General features: G+C 63.8%; 20 protein-coding genes. 13 read left to right on the top strand and 7 right to left on the bottom strand.

Annotated elements, in window-relative coordinates; translation table 11 throughout:
• The first annotated feature begins 373 nt into the window (after positions 1–373).
• From IEV58_RS16360 to IEV58_RS16350, 3 genes are all read left to right on the top strand, one after another.
• On the top strand, positions 374–1,996 hold the full coding sequence (locus tag IEV58_RS16360) for an ABC-F family ATP-binding cassette domain-containing protein (RefSeq protein ID WP_188410896.1): 1,623 nt from the start codon (positions 374–376) through the stop codon (positions 1,994–1,996).
• Positions 1,997–2,104: 108 nt separating this feature from the next.
• Positions 2,105–2,830 carry a guanitoxin biosynthesis heme-dependent pre-guanitoxin N-hydroxylase GntA gene (gene gntA, locus IEV58_RS16355; RefSeq protein ID WP_188410895.1) on the top strand — a complete coding sequence of 242 codons (726 nt, stop codon included), beginning with the start codon at positions 2,105–2,107 and terminating at the stop codon, positions 2,828–2,830.
• On the top strand, positions 2,827–3,432 hold the full coding sequence (locus IEV58_RS16350; RefSeq protein WP_188410894.1) for a DUF1989 domain-containing protein: 606 nt from the start codon (positions 2,827–2,829) through the stop codon (positions 3,430–3,432). Before gntA ends, IEV58_RS16350 begins: the two co-directional genes overlap by 4 nt.
• Positions 3,433–3,511: 79 nt before the next feature.
• Here IEV58_RS16350 and IEV58_RS16345 read toward each other — a convergent pair whose 3' ends face one another.
• From IEV58_RS16345 to IEV58_RS16320, 6 genes are all read right to left on the bottom strand, one after another.
• On the bottom strand, positions 3,512–4,360 hold the full coding sequence (locus IEV58_RS16345; RefSeq protein WP_229729539.1) for a DUF1206 domain-containing protein: 849 nt from the start codon (positions 4,358–4,360) through the stop codon (positions 3,512–3,514).
• Between the two features lie 100 nt (positions 4,361–4,460).
• The gene (locus IEV58_RS16340; RefSeq protein WP_188410893.1) at positions 4,461–5,474 is read right to left on the bottom strand and encodes a proline racemase family protein; all 1,014 of its coding nucleotides are present in this window, start codon (positions 5,472–5,474) and stop codon (positions 4,461–4,463) included.
• A 25-nt stretch (positions 5,475–5,499) separates the two neighbouring features.
• Positions 5,500–6,288, bottom strand: a complete 789-nt coding sequence (locus IEV58_RS16335; RefSeq protein ID WP_188410892.1) for an ABC transporter permease — start codon at positions 6,286–6,288, stop codon at positions 5,500–5,502.
• Between the two features lie 3 nt (positions 6,289–6,291).
• Complete coding sequence (locus IEV58_RS16330; protein ID WP_188410891.1) at positions 6,292–7,122, bottom strand: ABC transporter permease; 831 nt, start codon at positions 7,120–7,122, stop codon at positions 6,292–6,294.
• On the bottom strand, positions 7,119–8,150 hold the full coding sequence (locus IEV58_RS16325; protein ID WP_188410890.1) for an ABC transporter ATP-binding protein: 1,032 nt from the start codon (positions 8,148–8,150) through the stop codon (positions 7,119–7,121). The genes IEV58_RS16330 and IEV58_RS16325 overlap by 4 nt, the downstream gene beginning before the upstream one ends.
• Positions 8,151–8,168: 18 nt before the next feature.
• Positions 8,169–9,209: an ABC transporter substrate-binding protein gene (locus IEV58_RS16320; protein WP_188410889.1), complete on the bottom strand. Its 1,041-nt coding sequence runs from the start codon at positions 9,207–9,209 to the stop codon at positions 8,169–8,171.
• Between the two features lie 125 nt (positions 9,210–9,334).
• Between IEV58_RS16320 and IEV58_RS16315 the strand changes: the two genes are divergently transcribed.
• The gene (locus IEV58_RS16315) at positions 9,335–10,315 is read left to right on the top strand and encodes a GlxA family transcriptional regulator (RefSeq protein WP_188410888.1); all 981 of its coding nucleotides are present in this window, start codon (positions 9,335–9,337) and stop codon (positions 10,313–10,315) included.
• A gap of 110 nt (positions 10,316–10,425) precedes the next feature.
• Here IEV58_RS16315 and IEV58_RS16310 read toward each other — a convergent pair whose 3' ends face one another.
• Entirely contained in the window at positions 10,426–11,859 is a 1,434-nt protein-coding gene (locus tag IEV58_RS16310) for a hypothetical protein (RefSeq protein ID WP_229729537.1), read from the bottom strand.
• A 390-nt stretch (positions 11,860–12,249) separates the two neighbouring features.
• Here IEV58_RS16310 and IEV58_RS16305 point away from each other — a divergent pair, with 390 nt between their 5' ends.
• The 9 genes from IEV58_RS16305 (at position 12,250) to IEV58_RS16265 (ending at position 20,715) form a co-directional block, all read left to right on the top strand.
• Positions 12,250–12,948, top strand: coding sequence for a RibD family protein (locus IEV58_RS16305; RefSeq protein WP_188410886.1), 699 nt, complete (start codon positions 12,250–12,252; stop codon positions 12,946–12,948).
• 53 nt (positions 12,949–13,001) lie between these two features.
• A complete protein-coding gene (locus tag IEV58_RS16300; RefSeq protein WP_229729534.1) occupies positions 13,002–13,247 on the top strand; it encodes a hypothetical protein in 246 nt (81 codons plus the stop codon).
• A 6-nt stretch (positions 13,248–13,253) separates the two neighbouring features.
• Complete coding sequence (gene xth, locus IEV58_RS16295; RefSeq protein WP_188410885.1) at positions 13,254–14,024, top strand: exodeoxyribonuclease III; 771 nt, start codon at positions 13,254–13,256, stop codon at positions 14,022–14,024.
• A gap of 238 nt (positions 14,025–14,262) precedes the next feature.
• Positions 14,263–15,669, top strand: coding sequence for an aminodeoxychorismate synthase component I (gene pabB / locus IEV58_RS16290; protein WP_229729532.1), 1,407 nt, complete (start codon positions 14,263–14,265; stop codon positions 15,667–15,669).
• Entirely contained in the window at positions 15,666–16,247 is a 582-nt protein-coding gene (locus IEV58_RS16285; protein WP_188410883.1) for an anthranilate synthase component II, read from the top strand. Before pabB ends, IEV58_RS16285 begins: the two co-directional genes overlap by 4 nt.
• A gap of 41 nt (positions 16,248–16,288) precedes the next feature.
• Entirely contained in the window at positions 16,289–17,092 is an 804-nt protein-coding gene (locus IEV58_RS16280) for an aminotransferase class IV (RefSeq protein ID WP_229729531.1), read from the top strand.
• A 58-nt stretch (positions 17,093–17,150) separates the two neighbouring features.
• A complete protein-coding gene (locus IEV58_RS16275; RefSeq protein ID WP_188410881.1) occupies positions 17,151–18,290 on the top strand; it encodes an alpha-D-ribose 1-methylphosphonate 5-triphosphate diphosphatase in 1,140 nt (379 codons plus the stop codon).
• Position 18,291: 1 nt separating this feature from the next.
• The gene (locus tag IEV58_RS16270) at positions 18,292–18,981 is read left to right on the top strand and encodes a DUF1045 domain-containing protein (protein ID WP_188410880.1); all 690 of its coding nucleotides are present in this window, start codon (positions 18,292–18,294) and stop codon (positions 18,979–18,981) included.
• A gap of 63 nt (positions 18,982–19,044) precedes the next feature.
• Positions 19,045–20,715, top strand: a complete 1,671-nt coding sequence (locus IEV58_RS16265; RefSeq protein ID WP_188410879.1) for a HoxN/HupN/NixA family nickel/cobalt transporter — start codon at positions 19,045–19,047, stop codon at positions 20,713–20,715.
• Positions 20,716–20,877: the final 162 nt, after the last annotated feature.

Here is a 20,877-nt window from a genome sequence, read left to right as displayed (position 1 = left end):
GGAGCTGGCGCGGATCGACATAATGAGGAAGCCGCCCGATGATGATGAAGAAGACGACGTCTCGTGTGACATAGTCGAGGTGGCCCAGCGGCAGATGGCGTTGGTCACTACCGCAGATTTCCGCTGTGACGGCTTCGGCTAGCCGAAGTTGCCGTTTTGCTTGACCTTTCAATCGTGGCGATCAGGGCGTTGAGGGTCTTCGGCTCCATGGGCGCATGTCCGGCGGCGGCGCTCAATGTGAGCCTGGAAACGAATGGGACTTGGATGGCCAACATTCGCCGCCAGAACCAACATGTGACGCTGCGGCCCCTTGCGTGGCGGCGGGTGGGATGGTTTGAGGCGGCTCCATCATCGCACTGACCCGGAATTCCGCATGATCCGCCTCGAAAGCATCGGCAAGCAGAACGGCAACCAGATCGTCTTCATCGAGGCGTCGGCGGCGCTTCAGCGGGGCGAGAAGATCGGCCTTGTCGGCCCCAATGGTGCCGGCAAGACGACGCTGTTTCGCATGATCACCGGGGAGGACATGCCTGACGAGGGCCAGGTCGCGGTCGATCGTGGCGTGACCATCGGCTACTTCAGCCAGGATGTCGGCGACATGGCGGGACGCAGCGCGGTGGTCGAGGTCATGGACGGCGTTGGACCGATCGGCGCCCTGGCCGCCGAGATGGCGGAGCTGGAAACGGCCATGGCCGATCCTGATCGCGCCGACGAGATGGACGAGATCATCACCCGCTACGGCGAGGTGCAGGGCCGCTACGACGAACTCGACGGCTATGCGCTGGATGGGCGTGCCCGCGAAGTGCTTGATGGCCTCGGCTTCAGCCAGGCGATGATGGATGGCGATGTGGCCAAGCTGTCCGGCGGCTGGAAGATGCGTGTGGCGCTGGCGAAGATCCTGCTGATGCGCCCCGATATCATGCTGCTGGACGAGCCGTCCAACCATCTCGATCTTGAGAGTCTGATCTGGCTCGAAGGCTTCCTCAAAGGCTTCGACGGCGCCCTGCTGATGACCTCGCACGATCGCGAATTCATGGACCGCGTCATCAACAAGATCGTCGAGATCGACGGCGGCGCGCTGACGTCCTATTCAGGCAACTACGAGTTCTATCGCCAGCAGCGCGCCATTGCCGAGGCGCAGCAGCAGGCGCAGTTCGAGCGCCAGCAGGCCATGCTGGCCAAGGAAGTGGCCTTCATCGAGCGCTTCAAGGCGCGCGCCAGCCACGCCGCGCAGGTGCAGAGCCGGGTCAAGAAGCTCGACAAGATCGAGCGCGTCCAGCCGCCGAAGCGCCAGCAGACGGTGCGCTTCGAGTTCCAGCCGGCACCGCGTTCGGGCGAAGACGTCGCGACGGTCAAGGGCGTGCACAAAAGCTATGGCGACCGCATCATCTACGACGGTCTCGACTTCCAGGTGCGGCGGCGCGAGCGCTGGTGCGTGATGGGCGTCAACGGCGCGGGCAAGTCGACCTTGCTCAAGCTGATCGCCGGCGCGTCCGAGCCCGATGCCGGCACGGTGACGCGGGGCCCCAGTGTCAAGATGGGCTATTTCTCGCAGCACGCCATGGAGCTGCTGGACGCCGACCGCACGGTGCTGCAGTCGCTGGAAGACAGCTTTCCGCTGGCCGGACAGGCCTCGTTGCGTGCCTTGGCGGGCTGCTTCGGCTTTTCGGGCGATGAGATCGAGAAGAGGTGCCGCGTGCTGTCAGGCGGCGAGAAGGCGCGGCTGGTCATGGCGAAGATGCTGTTCGACCCGCCGAACTTCCTGGTGCTGGACGAGCCCACCAACCATCTCGATATCGCCACCAAGCAGATGCTGGTCGAGGCGCTCCAGCGCTTCGAAGGCTCTATGCTTTTCGTGAGCCATGACCGCCACTTTCTGGCGGCGCTCTCCAACCGCGTGCTTGAGCTGACGCCTGAAGGCCCGCATCTCTTCGGCGGCGGCTATACCGAATATGTCGAGCGCACGGGCCAGGAGGCGCCGGGACTGCGGAGCTGAGGCCCAGCAGTCGGGGCCGCGAGCCCCAGCGGCGGCAGGGCCCCAGGCAGCGCGCTCGCGGAACAACAACGCCGATCTTGAGTTTTCCGACTCCCGGTGGAGTACGGAATGCCGATCAGACCTGACAGCGCCTCAATGCCTGCCTTGGAAGCAGACTTAAGAGACTTCATTCTTGGCCAGGACTTTCCCTGTGTCGGCGCCAAATCCGCCGTGCAGAAGGGCGCGCTGACCGTCTATACGGCGCGCAGCATCGACAGCGCCTGGAATGATGTGGAGATCCAGGACCATCTGATGCGCTTTGCCTGGCGCTACGCGCAGGACCCGACGCTCTTCACCAGCTTTGCCGTCGTCTTCGAAGGGCCGCTCGATCTGAGCGAGAAGGACTTCGAGCGGGGGCTTTGGGAACGCATCCAGTCGCTGGCCGACAAGGATGTCTGGCGCGGGCAGAAGCATGACCCCCGGGTGAGCCAGGATCCGGATGATCCGCACTTCTCGCTGAGCTTCGGCGGCGAGGCTTTCTTCGTTGTCGGCCTTCACCCCAACGCCAGCCGCCCGGCGCGGCGCTTCGCGCATCCCACCATGGTGTTCAACCTGCACGACCAGTTCGAAACTTTGCGCAGCCAGAACCGCTACGAAAAGCTGCGCAGCGCGATCATCGACCGCGATATCAAGCTGGCCGGTGACGCGAACCCCATGCTGGCGCGGCACGGCACGATCTCGGAGGCGCGGCAATACAGCGGCCGCGCGGTTTCGGAGGAATGGACGTGCCCCTTCGCGCGCCCTGACGCTCCGGCCCTTCCACGAGAACTCACCAAGATCAAGGACCTGACATGAACGCACCCACGGTCTGCGACCACACCGCCGTGATCCCGCCGCGCAGTGGCGTTGCCTTCGAGATGAAGGCGGGGCAGGAGCTGACCGTGATCGATGCGCTGGGCGGGCAGGTGGCGGACCTGCTGACGATTTCCCGCGCGGATGTGCGCGAGATGCTGTCGTCAGGACGCACGCTTGATTATGCCGAGCGGATCTACCTGACCACCGGCGACAAGCTCTATTCCAACCGGTCGAACGTCATGCTCGAGATCCTCGAGGATACGGTGGGCCGGCACGACTTCCTGCTGACGCCCTGCAGCGAGGCGACCTTCCGGATGTGCTATGACAACGAGCCGCCCCATCAGGGCTGCCATGGCAACCTTGCGGCCGCCCTCAAGCCCTATGGCATCGAGGAAGACGCCATCCCGGTGGCCTTCAACTGCTTCATGAACGTCCCTGTGGACGGTGCGACGGGAAAGTTCAAGGTGCTTCCGCCCTTGAGCAAGGCCGGCGACCGCATCGTGTTCAAGGCGCATATGGACCTGGTGGTGGGCCTGACCGCGTGCTCGGCGCCTGCAAGCAATGGCGGGACCTTCAAGCCCATCCATTACGAGGTGAGGTGAGGGTTTCCCGCGCCGTTGTCCGGTAGGCAGGGTACTGCCGCTTAGTTGTCGCCGAACGGAGCGCCCGACCGCTTTTCCCTCAGGAGCGCAACGCCCCGACATGCCGGGTCGCCGCGCGCTTCATGTCGCCTGCGTCAGGTGCATCAATATGCCGGTAGCGCGCCTGGGCGATGCCGAAGAGGCCGAAGGCGATGAAACCGGCTGCCGTTAGGGCGAGCAGCACCCAGCCGTAGGGCTGCTCGCGCAGCGTGTCCAGCGCGCCGCCGAGGCCCTTGGCTTCGGCGGAGCTGGCGCGGATGGCGGCCATGATGAGGAAGCCGCCGATGATGAAAAAGACGACGCCACGGGCGGCATAGCCGAGGCGGCCCAGCGGCACGGCCCAGCGGCAGATGGCGTCGGTCATCTTCAGGTGTTTGGTGACATCGCCGCGCCAGCCCTTGCCGACGAAAACAAAACCTGCGGCGATCACCGCCGCGCCGACAATGCCGGTGAGGATCTGGCCGAAGGGCTGGGAGAGAAGCCAGGCCGTCCAGTCCTGCGCCGCCTGGTTGTCGCCGCCACCGGAGGCGGCGGCGCGGCCCAGGGCCATGCTGGCCGCCGAGATGGCGAGACCTGCCGAGGCCACGCCGCTGATGAGATGGGCGCCGCGCACCGCCAGCGCTTTGGCCGAGGTGCCGCGATGGTCGGCGTCGGTGAGGGATTCAACAAAGCGCCAGAAGGCGTGGCAGGCGAGGCCGATGGCGATGATGCCCAGGAGTACCCAACCCAGGGGCTGGCTGAGGAGGCTTTGGAGGGCGCTTTGATTGCCGCCGGCATCACCGCCGGAGCCGATGGCCGCCATGAGCGCGAGGCCGCCGACAAGGCAGTAGACGGCGCCGCGCGCGGCATAGCCGAGCCTTGCGACATGTTCGAGCTTTGGTCCGGTCACGCGGGGGCCTCCTCAAGCTTTGCGAAAGGAGAAACCCCGCATGACCGGGAGCTGTTCCTCCGGTTGTGGCGGAGGAACAGCCGGGGGACCTCAGAGGGGATCAGAGCACCAGGAAGCCGGCGCCGATGGGGTCCTTGCGGTCGATGGTCCAGCGGGCGGTGCCGAGGAGGCCGGCGGTGCCCTTCACGGTGGGGCGCACGGCGCGGACGTTGCCGAGCGTGGTCTCGCCGATGAGGCAGCCCTCGAAGGTGCCGCTGCCGAGAAGGCCTTCGGAGCGGATCGGCTGGTTGAGCTTCAGCTTACCGCGTGCCTCGAACATGGCCATCATGGCCGAGGTGCCGGTGCCGCCGGGCGAACGATCGAGCTGGCCGGCGCTGAAGACATGCACGTTCTTGTAGAAGGCGCCCTCGATGGTCGGCTCGTGCCAGAAGGTGACGAAGTTGAGGTTGTTGATGTGGCCCTGGGTGGGGTGCTGGACGTGCATCTTCTTCTTCAGCTCCTCGCGGGCGATGATGCCCATGCGCGAGAGCTCGCTGCCGTTCTCCGGCGAGATGCGGAGCTTGGAACCGGTGAGATCGATGATGCCGAAATAGTTGCCGCCCCAGGCGAGATCGGCCTTCAGCTTGCCATAGGTCGGAAGCTCGAATTCCACATCCTGTTCAGCCACATAGGCGGGAACGTTCTCAAACCGAGTCCAGAGAACCTCCTCGCCTTCGGTGGCGACTTCCGCCACCACGAGGCCGGCGGTGGTCTCGAACCGGATCTTGGTGATGCCGCTGTCGCTGCGGCGCACGAAACCATGGGTCACCATGGCCATGGCCACCGCGATCGTGCCATGGCCGCACATGTGGGAATATTCCGTGCCGTCGATGTAGATCAGGCCGGCGTCATAGTCCGGGCTCGACGGAGGCGTGAGGAACACGCCGAACATGTCGGTGTGGCCGCGCGGCTCGCGCATCAGCGCCTTGCGCAGCCAGTCGTAGTTTTCCTCCAGGAACTGGCGCTTTTCCAGGATGGAGGAGCCGGCGGGATAGGGGATGCCGGAGTGGATGATGCAGAGCGGTTCGCCCTCGGTGTGGGTGTAGATGACGTCGAAAGTATCCTGAATGCGCATGGCATTGCTCCTGGGGTCAGGCCTGTCAGTCGTTGTCTGAGAGGAAGTCGAGGCCGATTGTGAGGTCGATGACGATGATGGCGGCGACGGCGGCAAGGATGGTCGCGGCCGAGACGGCGGCGATCGACGGGTCGATCGAATACTGCACGTAGTTGAAGAGCTGGACGGGGATGGTGTTGAGCTCGCCCGTCGTGTTGAAGATCGAGAGCTCCACATTGATGAAGGAGGTGATGAAGGCGAAGATCGCGCCGGAGACGACGCCGGAGCGGATCTGCGGCAGCGTCACCAGGAAGAAGGTTTCGAATGGCCCGGCGCCGAGATCGCGCGAGGCTTCCTCCAGCGAGCGCTGATCCTGTGTGAGGAGCGGCAGCACGGTGCGCAGGATGAAGGGCGTGATGATGACCACATGGCCCACCAGCAGCGCGGTGAAGTTGCGGGTGAGGCCGAGCGGCGCGCCGAACTGCAGGAGGGCCGCGCCCAGCACCAGATGCGGCAGGACGAGCGGCGACAGCAGAATGCCGGAGAAGGTCGCCTTGCCCGGAAAGTCGAAGCGGGCAATGGCGATGGCGGCCGGCAGGGCCAGCAGCAGCGCCACCAGGGTCGCCGCTGCCGCCAGGAGGGTGCTGGTGACGAAGGAGGCGACATAGGTCGGGTCGGAAATGACGACTTCATACCAGCGCAGCGTCAGTCCCTCCGGCGGGAAGGCGAGGAATTTGCTCGTGGTCAGCGAGGCGCCGATGATCACCACCAGCGGCAGCACCAGGAAGGCCATGGTGAGGAGCGAGACGAGGCGGACGAGGACACGGATCGCCATGGCTCAGCGCGCTCCCAGCCGCGAAACAAGCGAGGCCGCCGCGATCATCGCCAGGGTGAAGGCAAGAAGCGTGATGGCCAGCGCGCCGCCGTAGTTGAAATCGAAGACGCTGGAATATTGCTGGAAGATCAGCATGGCGAGCACGGTGACGCGGCCGCCGGAGAGGAGGGCAGGAGTCACATAGGCGCTGACGGCGAGAGCGAAGACCATGATGGCGCCCGAGACCACGCCCGGGATGCTCAGGGGAAAGGTCACATGCCAGAAGGTCGAGGCCGGGCTTGCACCAAGATCGGCGGAGGCGTGCTCGACCGAACGGTCGACCCGTGCCAGTGCGTTGCCGATGGTCAGCACCACGAAGGGCAGCAGGATGTAGACGAGACCGATCAGGATGCCGGTCTCGGTGCCGAGAAAGCGGATGGGCCGTTCGATGAGGCCAAGGCCTTCCATGCTCTCGTTGACGAGGCCGTTGCGGCCGAGCAGCACCATCCAGCCGAAGGAGCGCACGATGTTTGATGTAAAGAGCGGCAGGATGAGCAGGATGACGCAGATGCGCCGCCAGGCCTTCCAGCGCACCATGCGCACCAGATACCAGGCCAGCGGATAGCCCAGCAGGATACAGATCACGGTGGTGAGAAGGCCGAGCCGGAAGGTCGTCGCCAGTACTTCCCAATGGTAGGTGTCGAAGAGGATGCGGGTGTAGTTGGCGGCTGTGAGGCTGCCGTCCTTCATGATGCTGGCGATGAGCACGGTTGCCAGCGGTACGAGGAAGAAGGCGGCGAAGAAGGCCGCCGGCAGCGCGACGAGGCCCAGGACCGCGATGCGCGAGGTGCTCATGACGCCGCGCCGTCGATGAGGTGGACCGCCTCGCGGTCGAAGGCGACCGTGACGGGCTGGCCTTCCGAAAGATCGGAGCCGGCGAGGCCCAGACGGCGCGCCAGGATGAGGTGGCCTTCGGCACGCACATAGATGGTGGTCGCGCCGCCGATGCCGACGATGGTCTCGATGCGGCCGTCGAGCGTGAGCTGGCCGTCGCGAACCGCGGGCGGGCTTGCGAGGACGCTGACGTGTTCGGGGCGGACCACGGCCATGGCGTCACCCGTGCTGCCCTCGGGCAGCACGCGCAGCGTCTGCCGCTCCACGGGAAGAAGGCTTGCCTCGCCGATGAAATCGGCCACGAAGCGCGTGGCGGGCCGGGCATAGACGTTGGTGGCAATGTCGACCTGTTCGATGCGGCCGCCGCTCATGACGGCGATCCGGTCGGACATGGCCATGGCCTCTTCCTGGTCATGGGTGACGAAGACGAAGGCGACGCCGATCTTCTCCTGGATCTCTTTCAGCTCGATCTGCATGCGCTTGCGCAATTGCAGGTCGAGCGCGCTCAGGGGCTCGTCCAGAAGCAGAAGCTTCGGCTTGTTGACGATGGCGCGGGCAAGCGCCACGCGCTGCTGCTGCCCGCCTGACATCTGGCGCGGATAGCGGGACGAGAAGTCGCTAAGTCCCACGAGGTCCAGGGCTTCACGCGCGCGGCTGGCCGCTTCGGCCTTGGAGACGCCCGCCCGCCGGGGCCCGTAGGCCACGTTCTCCAGCACGCTCAGGTGCGGGAAGAGGGCGTAGTTCTGGAAGACCGTGTTGAGCGGCCGTTTGTGCGGGGGCAGGTGCGTGATGTCCTGCCCCTCGATGGTGATGGTTCCCCGATTTACCTGAAGGAAACCGGCGATCATCCTGAGGAGAGTCGTCTTGCCGCAGCCCGAAGGGCCCAGCAGCGAGACGAACTCTCCCGGTTCGATCGTCAGGCTCACGTCCCGAAGCGCCTGGTGCTTGCCAAAGCTCTTGGAGACATTATCGACAGCAAGGAGAACCATGGATCTAACGCCTGCCGCTCAACGCGCGACTTCGCGGTTCCAGGTCTCGGTCAGTTCAGACCGCTTGGCGTTGACCTCGTTCCAGTCGAACAGCAGCAGGTCGTCCACCGAACCCTTTTCGCCCCACGGCAGCTTGCGGCTGACCTCAGGCGTCAGTTCCACGTTCTTCACGGCAGGTCCGAGGTAGAGCTTGGCGGCGAGGCATTGGCCCGCCTCGGCGCTCATGGCGGTGTTGAGGAACTTCTCCGCCGCCTCGCTGTTTTTCGAGCCCTTCACAAGATGCAGGCGCGCATCGGTGGCCCAGACACCTTCCTTCGGCACGGTGAAGCCGATGGGCAGGCCGGCATCGGCCAGGGCCCAGGCGCCGACGTTGAAGTGCGCGCCGATGATGACCTCGCCCGACTGGAAGGCATTGCTTGCCGCGCCGGAGCTGTCAAAGAACATGTTGGCGTCGAGTTCCTTCAGCTTGGCGAAGGTGGCCGACATGTCGGCGGGCGTGCCGCCGAGCATCTTGTTGAGGAAGAAGATGAAAGGGATGCCGGCGGAATTGCTGGGCGAGGGAATGGTCACCGCGCCCGCGTAGTCCTCATCCCACAGCGCTTCCCAGGAGGTGGGGGCTTCCTCGATCTCCTTGGTGTTGTAGGTCAGGCCGAGCGAATAATAGCCGCCGGAGATGGCGAAGACATCATTGCCGGCCTTGTAGGCGGCCTTTTCGGAGAGATTGGCGGCGTTCGGCATCTTTGAAAGATCGATCGGTGCGAGAACGCCGGCCTCTTGGGCAAGCTCGCTGATGCCGCCATCCATATAGGCGACATCGATGGTGGGGGCGGAGGCCTGCTGCTGCAGCTTGGCGAGCGTGGTGGTCGAGGTGCCGATCTCGGCGGTCACCTTGATGCCGGTCTCCTTGGTGAAGGGTTCCGCGACACAGGCCTGGAAGGCGTCGCCCCAGTTGCCGCCATACCAGGCGACAGTGAGGTTTTTGTCCTGTGCGGATGCGCCTGAGCTTACGAGCGTCAGGGCCGCAACGGATGCAGACAGAAGAAGTGACAGAGACTTCATGACATTCCCCTCGTGCTTATTGTTCAGGCAAGGCTCGCAATTGCACCGGCAGGTGGCTTGAAGGCTGTTGCCACCAACTTGAAGATATCCGACAAAGTTGGGCTGAAACGAGGGAGACGCCAGATATGGCCAAGCCGGAAGCGTCGCGGCCGCCGCTCAGGGTAGGTTTCCTGCTGCTCGATAAGTTCACGCTGGCAGCCTTCGGCGGGCTGATCGACAGCCTGCGGCTGGCGGCCGACGACGGCGGCGAAAGCCGGCAGATCCACGCCTCCTGGGCCATCATGACGCCGGGTGCCGAAAGCCGTACCGCAAGCTGCGGACTGAAAGTGGCGGGCACCCCTGATGTCATCGCGCCCGAGGAGTTCGACTATATCGCGGTCTGTGGCGGCAACGACTATCGCGACGAGCGGCCGGTGCCGGCGCGCAGCGATTACCTGCGCCGCGCGCATGCGGCGGGGGTGCGGCTGCTGGGCATCTGCACCGGCACCTTCGCCATCGCCCGGGCTGGCCTCGCCACCGGCCGTCAGGTCTGCATCCATTGGAACGTGCAGGATGCTTTCGAGGCGCAGTTTCCCGATGTGGAGACGGTGACGGACCGGCTGTTCGTCGATGAGGGCGATATCCTCACCTGTGCGGGGTCGACCGCCGCCATCGATCTCGGGCTCTATCTCATCGCGCGCCACTGCGGCCGCGATCGCGCGCAGCAGGCGGTCCGCCACATGATGCTGACGGGGATCCGCGCGCCGAGCCTGCCGCAGGCGCATTTCCGCGACGATCTTGCCGATGTGACCGACCCGCGTGTGCGCAAGGCGGTGCATTTCATGGAACAGCAGCTCGACCACCCGCCGACATTGCCGGCGGTGGCGCGCTATGTCGGCGTCAGCGTGCGCCAGCTGGAACGGGCCTTCCACGCGGCACTGGGCACGACGCCGGCGCGGCACCACCGGATCATGCGGCTGAACTACGGACGCTGGATGATCGAAAACAAGCTGGAGAGCATCACGCAGATCGCGCTGGACTGCGGATTTGCCGACACCGCGCATTTCTCGCGCGAGTTCCGCAGCCACTTCGGCATGCCGCCGAGTGTGTATCGGAAGCAGATCTGAAAGATCGTGGAGCCAACAAGCGGGTGCGCCGCGCTCCTTGAACGGCCGCAAGGAGTGGCACCCAAGGTGCCGCTCCTCATATCAGATCACATCAGGACTCATGAAACCGGCTACTCGTCGGAAAACTCCCTGTTGTCGCGCAGCTTGATCCAGTCTTCGCCATCCTCAAGGGAGAGAAGGTTTATCTTTGTCCGATCATCACCGAGTGCGAACTTCCGGGCGATATCAAAGGCTTCCGGAGTCTCGTTCTCGCTGATCAGGATCGTCTGCCCGACATAGGGGCCGCTGCCGGAATCATTGAACTCGAGCAGCACGAAGCCTTTGTCTATAAAGTCCGTTACGACCCGCGAAACGTCGCCAAGCTCGGACGACTTGAACTTGTCTTTTGTCCAAACCCGAATGTTCCTTTCCGGGTGAGTGCTCGACGGCGGCCGGGTGCCTCTGCTCTGGAAGAAGTTCACGTACCTGCTGTGGTTCATATCGTCTTGAAGCCGATTGAACTTTTCATCTCCGATGTCCTCGCGATGAACGAGCTGGCGACGGACGACGTTATCGCGGCGATCGCTGTCATAGGTGGTGACCAGCAGGACATCCTCGCCCAGCTCAGGCACAGCTTCCACCTCCATCCAGGCGATCTGGTCGACCTCATATGAATCAGTCTTCTCGTATGTCACGTTGCCGTCGACAACGACCTTCTTCCAGTAGTTGCCCGGCGCGGCCACCGTGACGAACCTGGGGTCGCTCGAGTCAAGACCGGCGTTTTGTTGATCGAGCCAGTTCTTCTGGCTCCTGAAGAGCTCCCGGTCAGCCTCAACCTTCTTGAAGAGTTCCTCGTCAACGCTTCTCAGGACGAGGCCCTTCTTCAGCTTGCCGTTCTTGTCGATGTACTCGAAGGCGATGCCATCATCGCCTCCGCGTTTTTGCTCGCCCGGATCGCTGAAATTGGTGTACTGAGCGAACGAGGGAAGGTCTTTGTCCCACCTGATCAGCGAATATCCTTCCGAAGCATTATCGATGATCAGTTGCTTGCGTTCTTTTCCGGTTTTTACCCGCTCGAAGTCTTCCTTGTTGATGTCCGCGTGAACGAAGCCTTTGCGGCGAAGACCCTCACCGTCCGTGTATTCGATGGCTAGCGCCTTGCCCTCGGCGTCAGCCAGAAAATCCGGCTCCACATAGATGGCGTCCAGCAGGTTCGCGTTGGGGTCCAGCCCGTTGATCAGTTCGTAGCCCGCTTTCTCACCCGCCTTGACGAGGTTGAACAGATCCATATCCCGCTGGATCTGCTTGAATTGGGGCGACGTAATGGTGACTGATCTCCTGACCTCTTCCCCCTGATCGTTCCTGTAGACGAATTGGATGCCACCGAAACCTACAGACTCAAACTCTACGTAGCGATCAAAGGCAGGAACTTTTTCGTCCGGGTCCATCTTAGGATACAAGAGGGGGCGAACTACCTTATCGAAGGCGTCCTCCGGAATACTTATCCCGCTAGAACTGTAGTCTAGGCCTAATAGCGTATTTTGCAAACGAACTGGACTTGGCATGAAAAAATCCGACATTGGGATGGTTTCACCTGAAATTAAGGTGTGACTTCACCTTGATTTATATCGGGTTATAGGAAATATCAAGTGTAATGATCGCAGGCTCTCGCTTACAGAAGTGTATAGATTCTCCGGATCTTCTAGGTCGCTAGTTTTTGTCGTGACTATCCTAGGAACGAGTTCTCGTGTTCTTTCGTTGCAGACGGACCTGTGTCCATCCGTCTCTCTGTTTCAAGCATCCGTGCAGCCGAAGCAGCCTTGGATGAAGGCATCAGCAGCGGCCAGCCGAACCTTCCCCCGCATCCAGCGTTTGCCATCGGGCGACACATTTTTGTTGCCGAGCATCCTGGCAATCGCCGTCCCAGCGGGTCCCGTGGAGGAAAAGATAAGCTCATGAAGCCCACCATCATGTGCCTCATGGAAAGTTCCATCGACGGTCGCCTGCATCCCAGTAAGTTTACCGAAAGCCCCGACGGCGACAAATCGAGCTGGTCGAAGCTTTATGAGAAGCTTCACAGCGAGCTTGAGGGGGACGCGTGGATCGTGGGGCGCGTCACCATGGCAGAGATGAGCAAGGGTGAGCCCCATCCCCCGGCAAGCCACCGCCCGGTCTCGCGGCCGCATCATTTCGCCAGGCGTGACGCCGATGGCTATGCGATCGCGCTCGACCGTTCGGGCAAGCTGCACTTCAGGAGCGACAATATCGGCGGCGACCATGTGGTGGTGCTGCTCGGCGCCAATGTGCCTGATAGCCATCTGGCGGAACTGGTCGGCGACGGCGTGTCGTACATCGTGTCCGACAGCAACGAGATCGGCCTTGCGGCAACACTCGATCTCCTCGCGCAGGAACTTGGCATCCGTCGTCTCCTGCTGGAGGGCGGCAGGCGCATCAACGGCAGCTTCTTCGCGGCGGGCCTCGTGGATGAATTCCGTGTTCTCGTTGCGCCTGCGCTGGACGCCCGGCTGAACATCGAAGGCATCGTTGATGCCGGCGACGAAGGACTCGCCGGCAAGGTGAAGCTCGCGTTCAAGACATGCGAGCTGCTGGATCATGGCGTCGTGCTGCTGTGCTACGCCGTGGAGGCGGAATAGCGGCCGGGAACCCGCACCGCGGGAAAGAGCTTCTGGATCAGGAGGTTGGTCCCTTGGCTCACAAGACAAAGAATGATTATAAGGAAGCTCCGACAGGCGTCATGCGGGATCGCTCACATGCGGCGGTGGAATTGAAGGTGGGCCCGGTCGCTCTGCGGGCGGAAGCCGACAGCACACCGGCAGGCCTTCTGGCCGTCGGCGGCCTGGTGTCGGGCATCCTCCTGTCGGTGGCAGTGGTGGTCTGGTCATCAACGCGAAAGCTGCGCGATGACATCGACCCATACGCGCGCAAGCGTTGAGTGCTCATGAAGATCGCGAGCTTCAACGTCAACGGCGTCAACGGGCGGCTTTCGGCGCTGCTGCGCTGGCTGGCGGAGGCCGATCCGGATGTTGTTTGCCTTCAGGAGCTGAAGGCGGCGCAGGAAAAGTTCCCGATCAGAGAAATCAACGATGCGGGCTATGGCGCCATCTGGCATGGCCAGAAGAGCTGGAACGGCGTTGCCATTCTGGCCCGCGGCACCGAGCCGATCGAGACGCGGCGGGGCCTGCCGGGCAATCCTGGCGACAGCCACAGCCGCTACATCGAGGCGGCCGTTCAGGGCGTGCTGATCGGCTGCCTTTACCTGCCCAACGGCAACCCGGCGCCGGGCGCGAAGTTCGACTATAAGCTGGACTGGTTCAAGCGCCTCACGGCCTACGCTGCCGAGTTGCTCACGCTTGAGGTGCCGGTGGCGCTGGTGGGCGACTACAACGTCATGCCCACCGATCTGGATGTCTACAAGCCCGAACGCTGGCGGGATGATGCCCTTTTCCGCCCGGAAGTGCGGCAGGCCTTCCATGCGCTCGTCGCGCAAGGCTGGACCGACGCGGTGAGGGCGCTTCACCCGGATGAGCGGATCTACACCTTCTGGGACTACTTCCGGAACGCGTGGGGGCGGAACGCGGGGTTGCGTCTGGACCATGTCCTGTTGAGCCCTGAGCTTGCACCGCGCCTAATCGCCGCCGGCGTGGACCGCGAGGTGCGCGGTTGGGAAAAGGCGAGTGATCATGCACCTGTCTGGGTGGAGCTAGGGTAAGGCTTTGGTGTGGCTTATCCTTCGAGACGGCCCTTCGGGCCTCCTCAGGATGAGGCCGTTGGTTTTGGCAGACCGTTTTCAGAAGGTGCCGCACCCACAACCCTCATGCTGAGGAGATCGCGCAGCGATCGTCTCGAAGCATCAAGCCACACCCACCTTCCGCAATGTGCCGTTTGCCTCTATAGCGCCTGAGACGTCAGCGCGGTGCGTGCGTGCCGCAGGTTCCTCAGCCAGGGCGATGATGCCGCAGACCCTAACGATCGTGCGAAGCATTCCATGGATCGACCCCGTCGAGGCCGCGGGCCGGCTGCGGGGGAAGGGCGGGCTGTGCTTTCTCGACAGCGCCATGTTCCATGATAGGCTCGGCCGCTATTCCTATGTGGCGGCAGATCCCTATGGCGTCCTCAAGGTGAGCGGTGGCGAGGTCTCCTGGAACGGTGCGGCCATCGATGAGGCGCCGCTCGATGCCGTCTCTCGCAGGCTCGGGCTCTTCGGCCAGCCGATCATCGAAGGCCTTCCGCCGTTCCAGGGCGGCGCCATCGGCTATCTCTCCTATGAGTTCGGCGGTCTTCTCGAACAACTGCCGGCAGCGCGCACTCCGCGGCAGGGAGCGATGCCGCAAGCGGAGCTCCTGTTCTTCGACGCCCTCTGCGCCTTCGATCATTTGGAGAAGCGGGCGTGGATCGTCTCCACGGGTTTGCCTGAAGCCGATGGCGCGCGGCGGCAGGCGCGGGCGGTGGAGCGGGCAGAGGAGATCGAGCGGGCTCTTCGTGCCACGCCGGTTCCAGAGGGCGAGCTGCCCGCCATCGAACGCGAGGCATGGCGCTCGACGTTCACCCGGGAGAGCTATGCATGCGCGGTCGGTGAGGCGATCGAAGCAATCCTTGCCGGCGACATCTATCAGGCGAATATCTCGCAGCGCTTCACGGCAACTCTGCCCGAAGGCTTCGACGCCTGGGCCTTCTACAAACGGCTGCGGCAGATCAATGCCGCGCCTTTTTCAGCCTTCATCGATCGCGGCGACATGGCGATCGCATCGAGTTCGCCGGAGCGCTTCCTGCGGGTCAGCGGCGAGGAGGTCGAGACGCGGCCCATCAAGGGCACCGCCCCTCGTGCGTCCGATCCGTCGGAGGATGAGGCCCACGCAACGGCACTGCGGCGATCGGAGAAAGACCGCGCCGAAAACCTCATGATCGTCGATCTCCTGCGCAACGACCTCTCACGGGTGTGCCTTCCGGGAACGGTGATGACGCCGGAGCTCTGTGCGCTGGAAACCTATGCCGGTGTGCACCACCTGGTCTCCGTGGTGACCGGGCGGCTGCAACCGGGGTTCGGCGTGGCCGATCTCATGGGCGCGGCCTTTCCCGGCGGTTCCATCACCGGCGCGCCGAAGATCAGAGCCATGGAGATCATCTCTGATATCGAGCAGGAACAGCGCGGCATCTATTGCGGCGCTATCGGCTATTTCGGCTTCAACGGCGAGAGCGACACCAACATCGCCATCCGCACGGTGCTGTTTCAGGACGGTCAGGCCTCGTTCCAGGCGGGCGGGGGCGTGACCGCGCTGTCGGATCCGGAGCTTGAATATCAGGAGACGCTGAACAAGGCCGAGCGGATATTCCGGGCCTTCGAGGCACCGTCATGATCCTCATCATCGACAATTATGATTCCTTTGTTTTCAACGTTGCACGCTATCTCGTTGAATTGGGACGCGAGGTGAAGGTCGTGCGCAACGACCGGATCGATGTCGCCGGTGTCATGGCTCTTGATCCTGATGCCGTGGTGCTGTCCCCCGGGCCCTGCGGTCCTGGCGAAGCGGGCATCTGCCTGCCGCTGATCGCCGAGCTGAACGGGCAAAAACCTCTGCTGGGCGTCTGCCTTGGCCATCAGTGCATCGGCGAGGCATTTGGCGGCCGCGTCGTTCGCGCCCGGGAGCCCATGCACGGCCGCGCCTCCATGGTGCGCCACGAGGGCAGAGGTCTCTTTGAAGGGTTGCCCAACCCGCTCGCCGCCGGCCGTTATCACTCGCTCATCGTGGAGCTGGACGAGAAGCGTGAACTGCCCCTGACGGTGACCGCGCGCTCGCCCGAAGGCGAGATCATGGCCATGGAGCACAGCAATGGCATGACCTTCGGCGTCCAGTTCCATCCGGAATCGGTGCTGAGCAGCCATGGCCATGCGCTGTTCCGCAATTTCCTGTCCATCGCCGACGAAAGGGTCTGACCTTGCTCTGGTATCGCGGAAAAATCAGCACGGACATGGAGGTGCCGTTCAACCTTTCGGACCGGGGGCTGTTGCTGGCGGACGGTGTCTTCGAAACCCTGCTGGTGACGGGCGGACGAGCCTTCCTGCTTGATGAGCATCTGGACCGGTTGACGCGCGGCTGCGCCACGCTCGGCATAGCCTGTGATCGCCGCGTGCCGGAACAGGCGGTCCGCGACCTCGTGGCAGCAGCGCCCGGAGCGGCGACCCTTCGTGTCACCGTCACCCGCGGAGCCGGCGCGCGAGGACTTCCCCCGCCGAAGGATGCGGTGCCGACCATCTTCGCAAGCCGTTCTCCCTGGAGCGAGGGCATGGCCTTTTCGCAGGTGCGGCTGGCGGTCAGCTCGATCCGGCGCAACGCAACCTCGCCATTGTCGCGCATCAAATCGCTGGCCTATCTCGACAATGTGCTGGCGCTTGGCGAGGCCCGCCAGAACGGCGCCGATGACGCGCTGATCCTGTCCTCGGACGGCAATGTCGCCTGCGCCAGCGCCGCCAACATCTTCATTCTTGAAAACCGCCACCTGACCACGCCGCCAACCTCCGTCGGCATCCTCGATGGCATCATGCGCGGCTTCACGCTCTCGGCGGCCCGGGACATGGGACTGGCCGTCGTGGAGGAAGCCTTCGGCCTGGATCGGCTGATGAAAGCGGATGCCATCTTTCTGACCAACAGCGTTAGGCTGCTGATGCCAGTGATAGCGCTCGACGGGAAAGAATGTCACCCGGCAGCAACGGACCTGATGGTGAAGCTTGCCAGCGCGTTGGCCGATGCTCTGGGGCTCCATAGCCGGCCCACCTTCTGACGCGGCACGGCTCATTGGCTTTTGCACGCCGCCTCGAAACGTGGCACATCCCGCGATCATGACAGTCATTCTCACCAACGCGCGGCTCGTCCTCGAAGAGGAGGTGGTCCAGGGCACGATCGCCTTCGGATTCGACGGCATCACGGATGTGTCGCGCGCACCCACTGCCGTTCCTGGCGCGATCGATATGGAGGGGGATTTCGTTTCTCCCGGCCTCATCGAATGCCACACCGACAATCTTGAAAAGCATTTCATGCCGCGTCCCCGGGTGTTCTGGCCGAACCCGCTGGCGGCGGCGCTGGCGCATGATGCGCAGATGGTGGCGGCGGGGGTGACCACGGTCTATGACGCGCTCTGTGCCGGCGGGTTCGACGAAGAAAACGACTATCGTCGCGAGATCTTCGCCGACATGGTCGATGCCGTGGAACGCGGCGTTGCCGAACGGCTGTTCCGCATCGATCACCGGATCCATCTGCGCTGTGAATTGACCGACTGGCGACTGCCGCAGATCCTGGAAGCACATGTGGACCGGCCGCTGGTGCGGTTCGCCTCGCTGATGAACCATACGCCGGGCGAGCGGCAGTGGCGCAACGTCGACCATTTCAAGGCCTTCATCATGTCCGATGGGCGCTCGGAGGCCGAAGCGGATGCCATGATCGCCGGCCGCATCGCGCGCAGCCAGGAAGCCGTCGCCAGCAATATCGGGCCAGTGGCCGCACTGCTGCGGGACAAGGGCGTCCCGCTCGCAAGCCACGACGATACCCTGCCGGAGCACGTGGCGGATGCGGAAGCTCTCGGCTGCACGATCTCCGAATTCCCCACCACAGTGGAGGCGGCCCGCGCCGCCAGAGCCCTGGGCCTTGCCCCCGTGGGCGGCGCGCCGAATGTGGTGCGTGGAGGCTCGCATACCGGCGGCGTGTCCATCGGGGAACTTGCCCGTGCCGGTCTCATCGACGCTCTGTCGTCGGACTATGTACCGTCGGCGCTGCTGCAGGCGATCCCTCGTCTGGCTGGGACTGTCGGGCTTTCCCTGCATGAGGCCTTCGCTCTCGTCACCTGGCGCGTCGCCGATATGCTGGGGCTTTCCGACCGCGGGCGGCTGTCACCCGGTCTTGCGGCGGATGTGCTGCGCGTGCGTTTTGCGGGAGAGACGCCGGTGGTGCGCGGGGTCTGGCGCGCTGGGCGGCAGGTGTTCTGACATGCGCTATGCGGTTTACTACGCGCCGGAGCGGAAGACAGACCTCTGGCGCTTCGGCTGCCGGGTGCTGGGCCGCGATCCGGAAACGGGAGAGGCTGTCGCGCCGCTTATGCCTGATGGCATCGATGCCGGTACCTGGACCGAATGGACAGCATCACCCCGGCGCTATGGTTTTCACGCCACGTTGAAGGCGCCGTTTGCACTGGCTGAGGACCGTGCGGAGGCCGAGCTTGATTTAGCGGTGGCAGACTTCGCCGCCGGACGCACGACCTTTCGCCTTCCACGCCTGAAAGTGGCGGCGCTTGGCCGTTTCGTCGCTTTGATCCCCGCCGAGGATGCGAAGGAGCTTGAGCTGTTGGCGGCTGACTGCGTGCGTGCCTTCGATCACTTCCGTGCGCCGCTGACTGCCGAGGCGCTGGCGAAACGTCTGGCGGCGCCCCTGAGCCCCAGCGAGCACGCGCATCTGAGGCGCTGGGGCTATCCTTATGTCTTTCAGGATTTCCAGTTTCACATGACGTTGACAGGCGCTCTGCCGGAAGACGCGGTGGAGCCGGTCGCCCGCCAGCTGCACGCACTTTATGAGCGCGAGATGGGAGCGGAGCCGATGAAGGTCGAAAGCGTCGCGGTCTTCATGGAGCCCAAGGATGGGGCGACCTTCCGGCTGGTGAAGCGATTTCGCTTCAAAGGCTGATACTCTGGCGACACGAATCACCGGCCTTGCTGCCGCCCAAGTTGAAGGGGAGACATCGCGCCCGTGACCTTGCTCAGCCGCCTCGCCATCGCCGCCTCTCTGCTGCTCGTCGCGACAAGCACGAGCCACGCCCATCCGCATGTCTGGACCAGCGTGACCTCCGCCGTGGTCTACGACGGGGACGGTCACCCGGAGAGGATCAGGCACGCCTGGACGTTCGATGAGATGTTCTCGTCCTTCGCCGTGCAGGGGCTCGACACCAACAACGACGGCACATTCGATCGGGAGGAACTGAAAGACCTCGCCGAGGTCAACGTCACCTCGCTCGCGGAATTCGATTACTTCACCTTCGTCTCCGCCGGTGGAGAAGAGGTCAAGCTCGAGCGGCCGGTGGATTACTATCTGACCCACGATGGCAAGGCTCTGACCCTCCACTTCACGCTGCCGGTGGAGCAGCCTGATGAGGCAACGCCCGGGCCGCTGAGGGTGGAGGTTTATGATCCCACCTACTTCGTCGCATTCACCTTCGCAGCGGGCACGCCGGTGACCATGGAGAACGCGCCTCAGGGCTGCGCGCTCGAGACCAAGGGTCCACCGCCCGAAGTGCTTGGCGGCAACGGGCAGGTGCCGGAAGAGTTCTTCACCGAGCTTGAGAGCCAGGGCGGCCCGTTCGACCAGGATTTCTCCAACGCCATCACGGTGAAATGTCCCGGCGACGTTGCCGTGGCCGCGCCGCCGCTCTTGTCATCGGAGCCGGCGGATCAGGCCCTCAACCAGGCCAAGGCGCCCGAGCCTCGGGAGAAGATCGAGGATCGCGCTCCTGGAGCGGCGCGCGCCGCAGGTCCTCAATCGCGCGGCCTTGGCGCGCTCGGTGTCATCCGCCCCGATGGCGCCTTCGTTGATCCCGGGCCCGGCCTCGCCGGTTTCATCGCGGCCAAGCAGGCGGAATTCTATCAGGCATTGTCCTCGACACTGTCGCGGGTGCGCGAAGATGGATCGGCGCTCCTGCTTCTGAGCGCGCTCGGCTTTGCCTATGGCGTCTTTCATGCTGCCGGCCCCGGCCACGGCAAGGTGGTGATCGCCTCCTATCTGGTTGCCAGCGGCGAGGCTTTACGGCGCGGCATCATGATCTCCTTTGCCTCAGCCCTGGCGCAGGCAGTGACCGCCGTGGCGCTGGTGCTGGTGCTCTCGGCCGTACTGGGCGCCGGTGCGCAGGCGCTTGGTGTCACGGCCTATTGGCTGGAGGCGGGCAGCTATGCGGCCATCGCCTTGCTGGGCGTGATGCTGGTCTGGCGCAAGGGGCGGGGCTTCATCGCCGCGCTGAAAGGACAGGCCGTGGCCCATGATTGCGGACCTGGCTGCGATCATCACAGCCACATGCCCGATCCTGAGACGCTGAAGGGGCCGTTCGACTGGCGGCGTGCCATGGCGGCGGTGCTCGCCATCGGCCTTCGCCCGTGCACCGGTGCCATCGTTGTCCTTGTCTTCGCACTGTCGCAAGGCATCCTCTGGGCGGGCGTGGTGGCGACCTTCGCCATGGCACTCGGGACCGCCATCACGGTTTCTGCCATCGCCATCCTGTCCGTCATGGCGAAAAGCACGGCGCTTCGGCTTGCGGGCGGTGGCAACGGCCTTGTTGCCGTGCGCGGACTGGAGGTCGTGGCAGGCCTTGCCATGGTGGTCTTTGGCGGGCTGTTGCTCGCCGGCATGCTGGCCGCGCGCGGGATGGTCTGATCAGCGGCGAAGCGCTTTCCGCATCTGACCTCCACCACGCGGAAACCTTCACATCTCCGGCGCGTTTCTAAACTGGATCTGTTCCAGAAACGGCAACGAGATCTTGGTCCTTTAAGCGTGATTTGACTTAAAGGTGGCTGAGTGTCAGCATTCCTTACCTAA

It is taken from the genome of Agaricicola taiwanensis, assembly GCF_014635245.1.
Classification (GTDB): Bacteria; Pseudomonadota; Alphaproteobacteria; order Rhizobiales; family Methylopilaceae; genus Agaricicola; species Agaricicola taiwanensis.
This window is presented reverse-complemented; position numbering and strand designations above follow the sequence as displayed.